General features: G+C 69.6%; 15 protein-coding genes. 1 reads left to right on the top strand and 14 read right to left on the bottom strand.

The genetic code is table 11. The features are described 5' to 3' along the window. Positions 1–17: 17 nt before the first annotated feature. The 13 genes from ACLBW1_RS16010 to hrcA form a co-directional block, all read right to left on the bottom strand. Positions 18–1,154: a DUF418 domain-containing protein gene (locus ACLBW1_RS16010; protein ID WP_447812782.1), complete on the bottom strand. Its 1,137-nt coding sequence runs from the start codon at positions 1,152–1,154 to the stop codon at positions 18–20. Positions 1,155–1,253: 99 nt separating this feature from the next. Further along, positions 1,254–1,673, bottom strand: coding sequence for a hypothetical protein (locus ACLBW1_RS16005; RefSeq protein WP_447812781.1), 420 nt, complete (start codon positions 1,671–1,673; stop codon positions 1,254–1,256). Beyond that, on the bottom strand, positions 1,670–2,497 hold the full coding sequence (locus ACLBW1_RS16000) for an isoprenyl transferase (RefSeq protein WP_447812780.1): 828 nt from the start codon (positions 2,495–2,497) through the stop codon (positions 1,670–1,672). The genes ACLBW1_RS16005 and ACLBW1_RS16000 overlap by 4 nt, the downstream gene beginning before the upstream one ends. Continuing rightward, complete coding sequence (gene recO / locus ACLBW1_RS15995) at positions 2,463–3,257, bottom strand: DNA repair protein RecO (protein ID WP_447812779.1); 795 nt, start codon at positions 3,255–3,257, stop codon at positions 2,463–2,465. Before recO ends, ACLBW1_RS16000 begins: the two co-directional genes overlap by 35 nt. Before the next feature lie 4 nt (positions 3,258–3,261). Continuing rightward, positions 3,262–4,644 (bottom strand): YhgE/Pip domain-containing protein, encoded by a 1,383-nt coding sequence (locus ACLBW1_RS15990; RefSeq protein ID WP_447812778.1) that lies wholly within the window; start codon positions 4,642–4,644, stop codon positions 3,262–3,264. Positions 4,645–4,705: 61 nt separating this feature from the next. Further along, positions 4,706–5,632 (bottom strand): GTPase Era, encoded by a 927-nt coding sequence (gene era, locus ACLBW1_RS15985; protein ID WP_447812997.1) that lies wholly within the window; start codon positions 5,630–5,632, stop codon positions 4,706–4,708. 11 nt (positions 5,633–5,643) lie between these two features. Further along, complete coding sequence (locus tag ACLBW1_RS15980) at positions 5,644–6,996, bottom strand: hemolysin family protein (RefSeq protein ID WP_447812777.1); 1,353 nt, start codon at positions 6,994–6,996, stop codon at positions 5,644–5,646. Positions 6,997–7,001: 5 nt separating this feature from the next. Further along, positions 7,002–7,559, bottom strand: coding sequence for an rRNA maturation RNase YbeY (gene ybeY / locus ACLBW1_RS15975; RefSeq protein ID WP_447812776.1), 558 nt, complete (start codon positions 7,557–7,559; stop codon positions 7,002–7,004). Between the two features lie 4 nt (positions 7,560–7,563). Then, positions 7,564–8,559 carry a PhoH family protein gene (locus ACLBW1_RS15970; RefSeq protein WP_447812775.1) on the bottom strand — a complete coding sequence of 332 codons (996 nt, stop codon included), beginning with the start codon at positions 8,557–8,559 and terminating at the stop codon, positions 7,564–7,566. Between the two features lie 226 nt (positions 8,560–8,785). Then, entirely contained in the window at positions 8,786–9,601 is an 816-nt protein-coding gene (locus ACLBW1_RS15965; RefSeq protein ID WP_447812774.1) for an alpha/beta hydrolase family protein, read from the bottom strand. Then, positions 9,598–10,353 (bottom strand): 16S rRNA (uracil(1498)-N(3))-methyltransferase, encoded by a 756-nt coding sequence (locus ACLBW1_RS15960; protein WP_447812773.1) that lies wholly within the window; start codon positions 10,351–10,353, stop codon positions 9,598–9,600. The genes ACLBW1_RS15965 and ACLBW1_RS15960 overlap by 4 nt, the downstream gene beginning before the upstream one ends. 28 nt (positions 10,354–10,381) lie before the next feature. Continuing rightward, a complete protein-coding gene (dnaJ, locus tag ACLBW1_RS15955; RefSeq protein ID WP_447812772.1) occupies positions 10,382–11,533 on the bottom strand; it encodes a molecular chaperone DnaJ in 1,152 nt (383 codons plus the stop codon). A gap of 67 nt (positions 11,534–11,600) precedes the next feature. Further along, the gene (hrcA, locus tag ACLBW1_RS15950; RefSeq protein ID WP_447812996.1) at positions 11,601–12,635 is read right to left on the bottom strand and encodes a heat-inducible transcriptional repressor HrcA; all 1,035 of its coding nucleotides are present in this window, start codon (positions 12,633–12,635) and stop codon (positions 11,601–11,603) included. Positions 12,636–12,793: 158 nt separating this feature from the next. Here hrcA and ACLBW1_RS15945 point away from each other — a divergent pair, with 158 nt between their 5' ends. Then, entirely contained in the window at positions 12,794–13,282 is a 489-nt protein-coding gene (locus ACLBW1_RS15945; protein WP_447812771.1) for a type II toxin-antitoxin system VapB family antitoxin, read from the top strand. On the opposite strand, the gene hemW is transcribed toward ACLBW1_RS15945, so the two are convergent. Then, on the bottom strand, positions 13,194–14,411 hold the full coding sequence (gene hemW / locus ACLBW1_RS15940; RefSeq protein ID WP_447812770.1) for a radical SAM family heme chaperone HemW: 1,218 nt from the start codon (positions 14,409–14,411) through the stop codon (positions 13,194–13,196). The two genes, ACLBW1_RS15945 and hemW, sit on opposite strands and share 89 nt — an antisense overlap. Between the last annotated feature and the right edge of the window lie 246 nt (positions 14,412–14,657).

The raw sequence follows: 14,657 nt of genomic DNA, 5'->3' as shown, positions 1-14,657 counted from the left end.
CGGCGCCGGCGCTCAGTTCACCTGCGGCCGTAGGTGACCTGTCGGAGGAACACCTCGAACGGTCCGCGGCGGTCGTGCCGACGCAGGACATCGGCGACGATCACCGAGACGAGCCAGACCGCGGTCGCCACCCCGGCCGTGCTCGCGACGGTGAGGGTGCCGGAGAGGTCGAGCGCGAACGGCGTGAACAGTATCGCCCAGGCCACGGACTGCATCAGATAGCACGACATGGATCGTTGTCCGACCGCGGACAGCGCTTCGACGACTCGTCCTCGCCGCACGCGTGACGCGACCACCGCGATCGACGCCGCGTAGCCGACCCCGCCCAGCACACCGGACTGATCGTGCAGTGTCGACATGGCGGCGAGCACACCCTGCGACGGTTCGCCGGTCACCCCGGAGACGAACAGGGCGGCGGGCTGCGCACCGAGCACAGCCACGAGGATGCCGATCGTGGACGTGAACGCCAGGAGCACTCGGTACTCGTCGGCCCGTTCGAGAATGCGATGTCGTCCGGCCACGAGCCCCAGCAGGAAGGGCCCGAGGAAACCCACCGGTCCCAGCAACGCGACGAAGACGATCGCCGGCGGGCGTTCGGCGAGGAGGGCGGTGATGTCGTGCGGGAGCATCTCCGGACCCGGACCGTCGGGACTCACCGGGCTGCCGACGCCACCGGGCACGCACCCGATGGCGAACACCAGCGCCGCGAGGCCGATGAGCACCCGGTCGCCCCACCAGATCGCCCACATGCCGGCGAAGAGCAGCACGCCGTACATCGCCAGGATGTCGCCGACGAAGAAGAGCAACCCGTCGATCACCCCGACGGCGATCAGGGCGGCGGCGCGTCTGCGGAGCAGGCGTCGGACCCCGCGGCGACCGAGTTCGCCGTGACGCCGGGCCAACAGCGCGACCCCGTAACCGAACAGGAATCCGAACATCGGGAAGGCGCGTCCGTCGACGAACGTCGACAACGTCCATGCCACAGAGCGATCGAGGATCGACTCGGACTGCGGATATCCTCCGCGGATCTCGGGCGCGGTGAGGAAGTAGTGCGAGTTCGCGAGCGCGATGGCGAGAAGCATCACCCCGCGGGCGAGGTCCGGCGCCAGCGATCGCTGCGCGGGTGCCAGCGGGGCGGCCGGCGTGGTGGTCATGACGTCGAGTACAGCGACGCACGCCGGTCCGCGCATCACCACAAGGATTGATCTCCAACGCGAGCCGGTCGACCTCGTGCGCGCCGACGCGCGTCGATCTCAGCTGGTGAGTTCGCCGGAGATCTCGGTGCCGGTCGACAGCACGAGGTGGACCATCGTCAGCAGCGCCGCGTCGCCGAGGGTGCCCGCGGGAAACGTGTAGTGCGCCAACACATCGGTGGTGACATCGGTCGAGGCACGCTTGATGGCACCGAAACTCATCTGCGCCGAGAGCCGTTCGATGTCGTCACGCAGGGCGTCGGTGTTCGGCAGATCCCAGGCCAGTACCTGCGTCACCGACAGGACATCGAGCCCTTCGGAGAGCGTCATCGACTGCACCGCGGCGCGGGTGCCCTCGAACGCCACGGTCATCGACGTCTCCCCCGCCACGTGGTCGACCGTCGCGATCGCCGACATGAGGTTCGCCGCCCTGTCCATCAGCGCGACGGCAGGCGTCGGCGTCGATCCGGTGTCGGTCACGCGGGGTCACCGGGCTCGCGCACGCCGCCGAATCTGCGGTCACGCGAGGCGTATTCGACACAGGCGGCCCACAGGTCGCGGCGATCGAAATCGGGGAACAGCTTGTCCTGATAGACCATCTCGGCGTACGCCGACTGCCACAGCAGGAAGTTCGAGATGCGCTGCTCCCCCGACGGCCGCAGGAACAGGTCGACATCGGGCATGTCCGGCTCGTCGAGGTGGCGGGCGACGGTCTTCTCGTCGATGCGCTCGGGATCGAGCTCGCCCGCAGCGACCCGGCGCGCGATGTCGCGTGCGGCGTCGGCGATCTCGGCTCGCCCGCCGTAGTTGACACACATGGTCAGGTTCATGACGGTGTTGTCCTTCGTCATCTCCTCGGCGACCTCGAGTTCGCGGATCACGCTGGCCCACAGGCGAGGTCGCCGCCCGGCCCACCGGACCCGGACCCCCATCTCGTGCATCTCGTCGCGCCGGCGCCGGATCACGTCCCGGTTGAAGCCCATGAGGAAACGGACCTCGTCGGGGCTGCGCGACCAGTTCTCGGTGGAGAACGCGTACGCCGAGAGCCACGTGACACCGAGTTCGATGCAGCCGCACACCGAGTCCATCAGCACGGCCTCACCGCGTTTGTGGCCCTCGGTCCGCGGTAGTCCGCGGTCGGTGGCCCACCGGCCGTTGCCGTCCATCACCAGCGCGACATGACGCGGGATGAGCTCGGTCTGCAGCAGCGGGGGGCGCGCCCCGGACGGATGCGGATCGGGTGGGCGGATCACCCGGTCGGCGACCGGTTCAGCGGACCGCTTCGCGGGGCGACGTAGAGCCATCACGGTTGTCCTCTCCCAGTCGGTGCGGCGCCTCGCGCTCGATCAGGGGCAACGTGCGCAGCTGCCGCTCGAGGTGCCACTGCAGGTGCGCCGCGGTCAGGCCGCTGGCCTGTCGGCGCAGTGAGTCGTTGACGTCGACGGTGTGCTCCCACCGGCCACGGTAGAGGTCGTCCATCAGGTCCATCACGCCCGGTGACGGCGTCGCCGAACCCGCGGGCCGACAGTGCAGGCACACCGCGCCGCCCGCGGCGACGTGGAACGCGCGGTGCGGTCCCGGCGCACCGCACCTCGCGCAGGTGTCGAGCGCGGGCATCCATCCCGCGAAGTCCATGGCGCGCAACAGGAACGCGTCGAGTACGAGGTCGCGCGGACGGACGGCATCGGCGATCGCCCGCAGGCCGCCGACGGTGAGTTTGTGCAGCCGGTCGGCGGGCGCGCGTTCCTCGCCGGCGAGGCGTTCGGCCGTCTCGAGCACCGCGCACGCGCTGGTGTAACGCCCGTAGTCGGCGACGATCGACGACGCGAACGCGTCGATGCTCTCCACCTGTGTCACCACGTCGAGATTGCGCCCGGGATAGAGCAGCACGTCGACGTGGGCGAAGGGTTCGAGGCGGGCACCGAACTTCGACCGGGTGCGCCGCACGCCCTTGGCGACCGCGCGGACCAGACCGTGCTGATGGGTGAGGAGCGTGACGATGCGATCGGCCTCGCCCAGCTTGTGCTGGCGTACGACCACCGCCTGATCCCGATACAGCCTCACCCGGTCATTCTCGCACCGTCGGGCTCGCCTCGGTCGTGACCGACACCGGATCAGAGGTCTCCGGTTCGTCGAGCTCGGATCCCGGCGCCCGCTGCCACCCCTTGGCGTCGTAGAGCCGGACGGCGATCGAGCCCATGAGCAAACCGATGAGCAGGCCGATCAGGGTCGTCACCAGAGAGTGGCCGAGACCGGCGGAGAAGTCGCCGTCGAAGTACAGGATCGACCGGACGCCGAGGTAGATCTGGCGCATCGGTTCGACCTCGGCGAGCCAGGTGAAGATCCGTGGGCTGGCCTCGAGCGGTACCGCGCCACCCGACGAGGGCAGACCCAGGATCACGAAGAACACGAGGTTGACGATCATGCCGGGCGTACCGAACAGCGCCATGATGGACGACGCGGTCACGCCGACGGCGGTGATGACCAGCGTCGAGTACATCCACAGCGTGAACGGCGCGGGGTTGTCCATACCGACCGCCGCGCACACCGCGATGTAGAGCGCCGACTGCACCATCGCGATGAGGAACATGATCCACCACTTCACGACGAGCGTTCCGCGGCGCGAGATGGGCAACCGTCGGCGGAGTCGGTACCGCGGGCCGAACTCGATCGGGATGACGCCGAGCATGCCGTCGACGAGTGAGTGGACGATGAGCGCCCCGGTGAAGCCGGCGAGGACGAGCAGGATGGTGAAGTAGAAAGCCGACAGCCCGTTCGCGGCGCCGCCGGGGAGCGGCTGAGCGTCGGAGACGTCGAACACCACGGGCGCGGCGAACGCGTACGACGCCAATCCCACGAACGGGATGTCGTTCTGCGCCAGCCTGTCCCGCACGGTCTGGGTGAGTTGCGCGCCGAAGCGCTCGTTGACCGATGCCTTGATCCTGTCGACCGCGGTGGTGAGGATCGACGACGCGAACGTGCCCGACCGACGGTTGGTGAGCACGTCGATGGTGGGCGGCGACGGCGTATCGCGACCCACGACCGACCCCGCGAGATCGATGGCCGACTGCGAGAAGTCGGCGGGGATGATGATCACGCCGTAGGTCTGCGCCGAGGCCAACCGGTCGAGCGCGGTCCCCCGGTCGGTGGTGCGCAGCGACAGGCCGGTGCCCTTCGTACCGTCGACGATCCCCTGGGCGACCTCGTTGCCGAACTGGGCGCGAGGTGCGTCAGCGCCCTGGGACGCACCGGTGTCCTCGACGACGAGATCGACGGAGAAGTCGTGGAGGTGGCGCTCCGGGTTGACGATCGCGCCCATGTACATCGCGGCGAGCAGGCACATGATGCCCACCACCGCGGCGATCGGCGCGACCCAGAAACGCGGGGTGGCCAGCAGCGCCCGCACCGCATGGGTCGACCCGCCGTCACCCGTCGACGCAACCGGCGTCACTGACCCGGCTACGGTGTCGGTGTCGGCGGGTTCGGGCTTCTCGTGTGCGCCGGACAACGGGCTAGAAGCCCATCTTGCGGAGCTGTCGGGGATCACGCTGCCAGTCCTTGGCGACCTTCACGTGGATGTCGAGGTAGACGCGGGTACCGAGCAGTCGTTCGATCTGACCGCGGGCGGTGGTCCCGACCTCCTTCAGGCGAGAACCCTTGTGCCCGATGACGATGCCTTTCTGGCTGTCCCGTTCGACGAACAACGTGGCGTGGACGTCGACCATCGGGGGTCGGTCGTCGCGGGTCGGCTCGCGCTCTATGACCTCCTCGATGACCACGGCCAGCGAGTGCGGCAACTCGTCGCGCACACCCTCGAGCGCTGCCTCGCGGATGAACTCGGCCATCAGGACCAGCTCGGGTTCGTCGGTCAGTTCCCCGTCGGGGTAGAACGCCGGGCCGGGCTCCATCATGGAGACGATCACGTCGGTGAGGATGTCGAGCTGCTGCCCCGACTTCGCCGACACCGGCACCACCTCGCCCTCGGGGCCCAGCAGCTTCGACAGCGCCAGCAGCTGCACACCGACCCGGTCGGGGGTGACGCGGTCGATCTTGGTCACGACACCCAACAGCGGCGTCTTCGGTGCGACCTGCCGGATCTGATCGACGATCCACCGGTCTCCGGGACCGATGGTCTCGTCGGCCGGGATGCACAGCCCGATGACGTCGACCTCGGAGTAGGTGTCACGGACGAGGTCGTTGAGGCGCTGTCCCAGCAGGGTGCGCGGCCGGTGCAGTCCGGGGGTGTCGACCAGGATCAGCTGCGCGTCGGGGCGGTTGACGATGCCGCGGATGGTGTGGCGCGTCGTCTGGGGGCGATTGGAGGTGATCGCGATCTTCTCGCCGACGAGGGCGTTGGTGAGCGTCGACTTGCCCGTGTTGGGTCGCCCGACGAAACACAGGAAGCCCGAACGGAAGTCCGCGTCGTCGCGCGTACCCATCGACGATGTGGTCACGACACCCCTTCCGACGAGCGCGAGCCTGCGCCCGCCGCCTCGACATCCTCCCCGGCGGTCTCGGCGGCGTCGTCGTCGGGTCGGTGTTCACGTTCGACGACGACCGAGGTGATGCGCAGACGGCCCTGCCGGTTCGGGCCACCCTCGGCGAGCAGGATCAGGCCGTGCGAGGTGACCCGCGCACCGGGCAGCGGGACGCGTCCGAGCGCGAGACCGACGAGGCCGCTGACGGTGTCGACGTCGTCGGCGTCGATCTCGATGTCGAACAATTCGCCGAGATCCTCCACCGGCAGACGCGACGACACCCGGTACCGACCGTCGCCGAGGTCGTCGATCGGCGACACCTCGTCGGTGTCGTACTCGTCGTTGATCTCGCCGACGATCTCCTCGAGGACGTCCTCGATGGTGACGAGTCCGGCGATGCCGCCGTACTCGTCGACGAGCAGCGCCATGTGGTTGCGGATCCGCTGCATGTCGGCCAGCACGCGGTCGAGTGGCTTGGAATCGGGGATGAACTCCGCGGGACGCATCGCCTCGGCGACCGACACCGGCGAGTCGGAACGGTCGGCCCTGATGGACCGTTCGACCAGGTCCTTGAGATAGACGACACCGAGGATGTCGTCGGGGTTCTCGCCGATCACCGGGATCCGGGAGTGCCCGGAACGGGTCGCGAGGCTCATCGCCTGCACCACCGTCTTGTCCGACTCGATCCAGATCATCTCCGGCCGCGGCACCATCACCTCGCGCGCGCAGGTGTCGCCGAGATCGAAGACCGACTGGATCATCCGGCGTTCGCCGGCGTCGACCACACCGCGCGCCTCGGCCATGTCGACGAGTTCACGGAGTTCGACCTCGGTGGCGAAGGGCCCGTTGCGGAACCCCTTACCCGGGGTGATCGCGTTGCCCAGCAGGATCAGCAGTCGCGTCACCGGCCGCAGCAGGAAACCGGTGGCCTGCAGCACCACCGCCGACGGCAGGGCGATGGAGTAGGCGTTCTGTCGGCCGAGGGTTCGCGGTCCGACACCGACCATCACGTAGCTGACGACCGCCATCGCCAGCACGACGGTGACGATCGCCCACACACGGCTGAGCTGTTCGGCGGCGAGAACCGCGACCAGGGTGGTGGCGGCGATCTCGCAGACGATGCGCATCAGGGTGGTGAGACCCACGTAGGTGGCGCGGTCGACGAGCACGGCGCGCAGTCGGGTGGAACCGCCTCGGCCCTCACGGATCATGTCGTCGACCCGGGCGACCGACACGGTCAGCAGGGCGGCGTCGATCGCGGCGAACAGACCTCCGAGCGGGATCAGGGCCAGGGCGAGCAGCAGGAGCCACACGTCGGTGGGCACGGCCCTCAGAGCTCCTTGCGGTCGGGGGATGGTGCGGAGGTGAACCCGATGCGGTCGAGCAGGGTCGCGTCCTTCGCCGACTGCGCGCGGGCGCGGTCGGCGGCGCGCCGGTCGGCGTACCACTCGTCGATGATGCGGCCCTGGATGCCGAACATCTCCTTCTCCTCGTCGGGTTCGGCGTGGTCGTAGCCGAGGAGGTGCAGCACGCCGTGCACGGTGAGGACCGCCAGTTCGTGCTCGACGGGGTGGCGCGCGGTCGCCGCCTGCACCGCCGCGAACTCCGGACACAGCACGATGTCGCCGAGCATGGCCGGTCCCGGGTCGGGGGTGTCGGGGCGGCCGCCGGGGGTGAGCTCGTCCATGGGGAAGCTCATCACGTCGGTCGGACCGGGCAGGTCCATCCACCGCAGGTGCAGTTCGGCCATGGTCTCGTTGTCCACGAGCACCATCGACAACTCGGCGCCGGGGTGCACGTCCATCTGGCCGAGCGCGTATTCGGCGACGTCGACGAGCATCCGTTCGGGGACCTCGACCCCCGACTCGTTGGAGACCTCGATGCTCATCGGGTCACGACCGCCGACCGTTGCCCGCGGCGCGACGACCCGCCCGGTTGGCGCCCGGCGCGATGTCCTGCGAGGCCTCGAACCGTCCGTACGCGTCGACGATGTCGGCGACGAGGCGGTGTCGGACGACGTCGGCGCTGGTCAGCGTCGCGAAGTGGATGTCGTCGATGTCGGTGAGGATCCGGCTCGCCGCACGCAGCCCGCTCTCGGCGCCACCCGGCAGGTCGACCTGGGTGACGTCACCGGTCACGACGACCTTCGATCCGAAGCCGAGCCGCGTGAGGAACATCTTCATCTGCTCACCGGTCGTGTTCTGCGCCTCGTCGAGGATGATGAACGCGTCGTTGAGGGTGCGACCGCGCATGTACGCCAGCGGTGCGACCTCGATGACCCCGGCCGCCATGAGCTTGGGGATCGCGTCGGGATCCATCATGTCGTGCAGCGCATCGTGCAGCGGACGCAGATACGGGTCGATCTTGTCGTGCAGCGTGCCCGGCAGGAAGCCGAGACGTTCGCCGGCCTCCACCGCGGGTCGGGTCAGGATGATGCGGCTGACCGACTTGGTCTGCAGGGCCTGCACGGCCTTGGCCATCGCGAGGTAGGTCTTGCCGGTACCGGCGGGGCCCATACCGAACACGATGGTGTTGACGTCGATGGCGTCGACGTAGCGCTTCTGGTTCACCGTCTTCGGGCGGATCGACTTGCCGCGCCGGGAGATGATGTCGAGGCTGAGGACCTCCGCGGGCGACTCCCCCGAGCCGTCGGTGAGCATCGACACGCTCTGCCGGACGAGGTCCGGGCTCAGCGCCGTGCCGCGGCGGACCACCGACACCAGTTCGGCGATGACCCGTTCGGCGGTCGCGACGTCGGCGGGGGCGCCGTGCAGGGTGATCCGGTTACCTCGGACGTGGATGTCGGCCGCGAGGAGCTTCTCCAGTTCTCGCAGGTTGCGGTCACCGGTACCGAGCAGCCCCATGACGACGTCCGGTGCCACCTCCATGCTGGATTCCGCCGACGGGCCGGCGGCTGCGCGGGGGCCATTCCCGGCTGTGTGGGCATCGGTCACGTAGTGGAACTCTCATCTCGTCGGCGGACCCAAGGTAGGGCCCGGTCGGGGGTGCGGCGTGCGCTCCCCCCACTCTATCGCTGATGAACGTGCGATCTCGCGTCGATATTTCGTCCGCGCATCACGCACCCACCGCTCTCGCGACGGCGACGCCGGCACGTCAGATGCCCAGGCAGCGCAGCGTCTCGCGGTGGCACCGGCTCGTCGGGTCCATGAACGAGTCGTGCCCCTCGCCGGCGACAGTGACCAGTTCGACCGATTGACCGGCCCGTCTGGCCCCTTCGACGTAGGTCATCGACATCTCCGGTGGCACGGAGGTGTCGAGTTCGCCCTGCACCACCACCACATGTGCGGGGAACGGTGACAGGTGTGCCGGCGACGCGTCGCGGTAGCGGTGGGGTGTCGCGGCGTACTCGGCACCGATGAAGGCCGCGAGCGCGGCATGTCCGTTCGTACCGGCCCGCACGAGGTCCGACGCCGGTGCCTGCACGACGACGCCGGTGATGGTCGACCGCTCGGTGCGGGCCTGCAGTCGGGCCGCCGCCCACAGCGCCAGCTGACCGCCCGCGGAATGGCCGATCATCGAGACCCGGCGGAAGTCGGCGCGTGCCGCGAGGTCGGCGGGCAGGGCCGCGCGGACCGGTCCGTCGAGCGCGCGGATGGCGTTGACGACGTCGTAACCCGTTCGGGGCCAACCACCGTCGGTTTCACCGACCCGCCGGTACTCGATGTTCCACACGATCGCACCGCGGGCGGCGAGGTCACGTGCGACGGGGGTCTGGACCACTAGTTCGAAATCGGTCGACCAGTAGCCGCCGTGCACCATCACCACGACCGGGACCCGGGCCGGGTCCTCGCCGGCGGCGACCGGCGTCGGGGCGGGCAGGTGCAGATGTCCGAACTGCGAGTTGCGATCGCCGTAGGCGATCTTGACGCGCTCGGGCGCGGTGGAGACGGCCGGCCGGACCCGGGTCACCGCTGCCCCCACCGATTCGACATCGCACCGATCGCACCGAGGGCGACGGTGCCCGCGGTCGAGGTGCGCAGCACCTCCGGGCCCATCCGCACCGACCGCGCACCGAGAGCGGTGAAGTCGTCGAGCTCGGACGGGTCGATCCCGCCCTCGGGCCCCACGATCACGATCACCTCGGTCGCGTCGGCGATCCCGACAGCGGTCAACGATTCGACAGCACCCTCGTGCAGGACCACGGCGACTCCTCCGGACTCGATCGACCCACTGATGATCGCGCGGATGTCGACGGTGTGCGCGACACCGGTGATCTCGGGGATGTGGGCGCGCCTGCTCTGCTTGGCGGCGGTGGCTGCCGCCGACCGCCATTTCCGCAGGCCCTTCTCCTCGCGCGGGCCCACCCAGCGGCTGACGCACCGCGCGCTCTGCCACGCCACGACGCGGTCGACGCCCGCCTCGGTGGCCATCTCGACCGCGAGTTCGGAGCGATCCGATTTCGGCAGTGCCTGCACGAGCGTCACGAGCGGGGACGGCCGCGGCACCTGCCTGCGGGTCAGCGCGGTCACGCGCAGTCGGTCCTTGGCGAGGGTGGCGACCACCTCGCAGTCGGCGATCCTCCCGGCGCCGTCGCCGAGGGTGATGCGGTCGCCGGCGACGATCCGGGTGACGGTCACCGCGTGGTGGCCCTCGGTCCCGGTGAGGTCGGCGAGACCACCGACGGCCGGGACCTCGTCGATCCAGAACAGCGGCGGCGTCATCGCGCGGGCAGTGACATCGGGTGGGGGGTCAGCGGCCCGCGAAGGCGTTGCGCAGGCGGGAGAACAGACCCCCGTTGGTGGCCGACTGCGAGTCGACGAGCTCGAGGTGCTCGTGGGTCGAGACCTCTTTGTACTGCTTGAGCTTCTGTATCTGCTTGTGGTCGAGGCGGGTGGGCACCACCACGTCGAGATGGACGTGCACCGAGCCGCGCACACCGGTGTGCAGGTGCGGCATGCCCTGGCCCTTGATGCGGGTGACCTGTCCGGGCTGGGTGCCCGGCTCCACGGTGACCGTCGCCGTGCCGCCGAGGACGGTGTCGATGTCGATGGTCGCGCCCAACGCGGCGTCGACCATCGGGACCTTCACCGTGCAGTGCAGGTCGTCGCCGTCGCGGACGAAGACGTCGTGGGGCTTCTGCACGACCTCGACGTAGAGGTCGCCGGCGGGACCGCCACCGGGACCGACCTCGCCCTGGCCCTGCAGCCGCACACGCATCCCCTCGCCGACGCCGGCGGGGATCTTGACCGTCATGGTGCGACGCGAACGGACCCGCCCGTCGCCCGCGCACTTGCGGCAGGGATCGGGGATGGTCTGCCCGGTGCCACCACAGGTGGGGCACGGGCGCGAGGTCATGACCTGACCGAGGAACGACCGCTGCACCGACTGGATCTCTCCCGCGCCCTTGCAGGTGTCGCAGTTGACCGGCTTGCTGCCGTCGTGACCGCCGGAGCCCTTGCAGACGTCACACAGCACGGCGGTGTCGACGGTCACCTCCTTGCTGACGCCGGCGGCACACTCGTCGAGGTCGAGCTGCATCCGCAGCAGTGCGTCTGAGCCAGGCTGAACCCGACCGCGGGGTCCACGGCCGCCGCCACCGGCACCTGCGCCGAAGAACGCCTCGAACACGTCGCCGAGGCCGCCGCCACCGAAGCCACCGCCGAAACCGCCACCGGACCCGGCGGTGGCCAGTGGATCCCCGCCGGCGTCGACGATGCGACGTTTCTCGGGGTCCGACAGGACCTCGTAGGCGGTCGACACCTCGGCGAACCGCTGCTGGGCGGCCTCGTCGGGGTTGACGTCGGGATGCAGTTCGCGCGCCAGCTTCCGGTAGGCGCGCTTGATCTCGGAATCGCTGGAACCCGGGGCGACGCCCAGGGTCCCGTAGTAGTCACGTGCCACGCGCAGCGGTGTCCTTCACTCGTTCGAATCGTTCATCGGGTGTTCGCCGGTCCCGCGGCCGAGGGGGTCAGCGCTCGGCGAGGACCTCACCGACATATCTGGCAACGGCGGCGACCGACGCAATGGTTCCCGGATAGTCCATGCGTGTGGGGCCCAGAACCCCCAGACCACCGAAAACAGTGCCCGAGGCACCGTACCCCGTGGACACGACGGCCGCGCCACGCAGGTTGGCGGTGTTCGTCTCCTCACCGATCTGCACGGTGACGGTGCCGGGCAGCTGTGTCGCGGCGAGCAGTTTGAGGACCACGACCTGCTCCTCGAGCGCTTCGAGGACCGAGTCCATCGACCCCTGGACCGGGGTGAAGTCGGCCGCCGAGCGGGCGAGGTTCGACGTCCCCCCGAGCACGAGGCGGTCGTCGGAGCGTTCGACGAGGGTCTCCACGAGCACCGAGGCCATGCGGATCACCGCCTGCCGCAGGTCGTCGGGCGCGGAGTTCGCGAGTTCGGCGACCGCGTGCGAGGCGACCTCGAGTCGCTGTCCGTGCAGCGCGGCGGAGAACATGTCGCGCAGGCGCACGATCTCGTCGTCGCCGAGGTCCTCGGGGACGTCGACCATCCGCTGCTCGACTCGACCGGTGTCGGTGATCACCACCAGCAGCAACCGCGACGGGGTCAACGGCACCACCTCGAGGTGACGGACGGTGGCCGTGGACAGCACCGGGTACTGGATCACCGCGACCTGGCGCGTCAGCTGGGCCAGCAGTCGCACCGATCGCCGCAGCACGTCGTCGAGATCGACGCCGGTGTCGAGGAAGCTGAGGATGGCGCGCCGCTCCACGCTGGAGAGCGGTTTGACCTCGGAGATCCGGTCGACGAAGAGGCGGTACCCCTTGTCGGTCGGTACCCGACCGGAGCTGGTGTGCGGCTGGGCGATGTAGCCCTCGGCCTCCAGCACGGCCATGTCGTTGCGGATCGTCGCGCTCGACACCCCGAGGTGGTGTCGTTCCACGAGTGCCTTCGAGCCGATCGGTTCCTGGGTCGCCACGTAGTCGGTGACGATCGCGCGCAGGACCTCGAAACGGCGTTCGTCGGTACTGGACAGGGGGATCACCTCCGTGGGTGGTGCAGACCCGTGGTCTGCGGTGTCGTGCGGGCGCGTGTCCACCGACCAGACGGTGGCCGGGGAGTCCAGTTTACGGAGGAAACCGCTCGCGGTGACCGACCCGCCCGAACGGCCGCCGGGACGCCTACGGTGGTGGCGTGATCTTCAAGGGCGTACGCAACGGAAAGCCGTATCCCGACCACGGGTTGTCGATGCGCGACTGGGCGCAGATCCCGCCCCGACAGTTCCGTCTCGACCAGCTGACCACGGTCACCACCGCACTCGCGCTCGACAAGTTGTTGTCGGAGGACAGCACCTTCTACGGCGACCTGTTCGCCCACGCGGTGCGATGGCACGGCGAGATGTACCTCGAGGACGGACTGCACCGCGCGGTGCGGTCGGCCCTGCGCAACCGCCACGTCATCCACGCCCGGCTGCTCGATCTCGACGCCCTGCACATCGACGCCGTCTCCGAGACCGCACCGGTCGGCCGTGCTCCGCGGGGCGAGGTCGTCGACGCCGCCGCGACGACGGCACCCATCCCCACCGACCCGGTTCTCAGTCCGCCAACACCTGACGCACCACCCCGTCGGCGAGCAGACGCCCACGGTTGGACAGCACCACCCGATCGCGATCAAGCGCGGTGAGTCCCGCCTCGACGGTTGCGAGTGCCCGTTCGCGCTCGGCGACGTCGAGTTCGGCGAGCGGTAGTCCGGAGTCGCGCCGGATCGCGAGCATCACGCGCTCGGTGTGCTTCTCGGTCTCGTCGAGCACCTCGACCGACGCGACGGGAAGTCGACCGGCCGCCAGGGCCGCGGCGTGGCGTCCCGGGTGTTTCGTCGTCGACCACCGCACCCCCCGGACGTGGGAGTGCGCACCGGGTCCGATGCCCCACCAGTCGGCGCTGTCCCAGTAGCCGATGTTGTGGCGGCACCGCGCCTGCGGATCGCCACGCCGCGCCCAGTTCGACACCTCGTACCACTGGAGGCCGGCGGCGTGCAGACGCGCGTCGATGGCCTCGTACCGGTCGGCGAGGACGTCGTCGTCGGGTGCGGGGAGCTCACCGCGTCGCACTCGTCGGGCCATCGCCGTGCCGTCCTCGACGATCAGCGCGTACGCCGAGACGTGGTCGACGCCGGCGGCGAGCACCGCGTCGAGGGTCGCGTCGAGGTCGGCGTCGGTCTCCCCCGGTGTGCCGTAGATCACGTCGAGGTTGACGTGGGCGAAGCCGGCCGCAGTCGCCTCGCGCGCGGCGTCGACCGCCCGACCCGGGGTGTGCACACGATCGAGGGTGGCCAGCACATGTGGTGCCGCGGACTGCATCCCGAGCGACACCCGCGTGAACCCGGCGGCGAGCAGCCCGTCGAAGAACCGCGGCGACGTCGACTCGGGGTTCGACTCGGTGGTCACCTCCGCCCCGGGGACGAGGTCGAAGTGGTCACCGACCGCGTCGAGCACCGAGGCCAGTCCGGCCGCGCCGAGCAGCGACGGTGTCCCGCCGCCGACGAACACCGTCGAGACCGGTCGGGCCGGGGTCATCGTCGCCGCGGCCAGCGCCAGTTCGGTCGCGACTGCGGCGTGCCACCGTTCCGGCGAGGAGTCCGAGCCGAGTTCGCCGGCGGTGTAGGTGTTGAAATCGCAATATCCGCAGCGTGTCGCGCAGAACGGCACATGGATGTAGAGCCCCAGGGGCGTCGCCGGGTCGCAGGCCGGGACGACCAACTGGTCTCCCGTCGCCCCTGCTTCATCCCTCGTCGACGCGGTCACGTCGTCCATCATCCCTCGCCGCCGGGGAATGACCGGCATCACGCATGGCGTTCGCACAGGAGGACACGCTGTGCCGATCGGTCGCGCATCTCGGGTTGCGCCCACCGTGAATCCAAATAGTCCCAAGTAGACGCCGTGAGGAGGCCCGTGGCACTATGGCGACCGTGATCTTCCCCGGGGTGTGGCTGGCCGAACGGCGCCACATCGATCTCAAGCGCGTCTGCAGCGCTTTCTGTCTCCCCTGACGCGTCACGC

It is taken from the genome of Williamsia sp. M5A3_1d, assembly GCF_053345315.1.
This window is presented reverse-complemented; position numbering and strand designations above follow the sequence as displayed.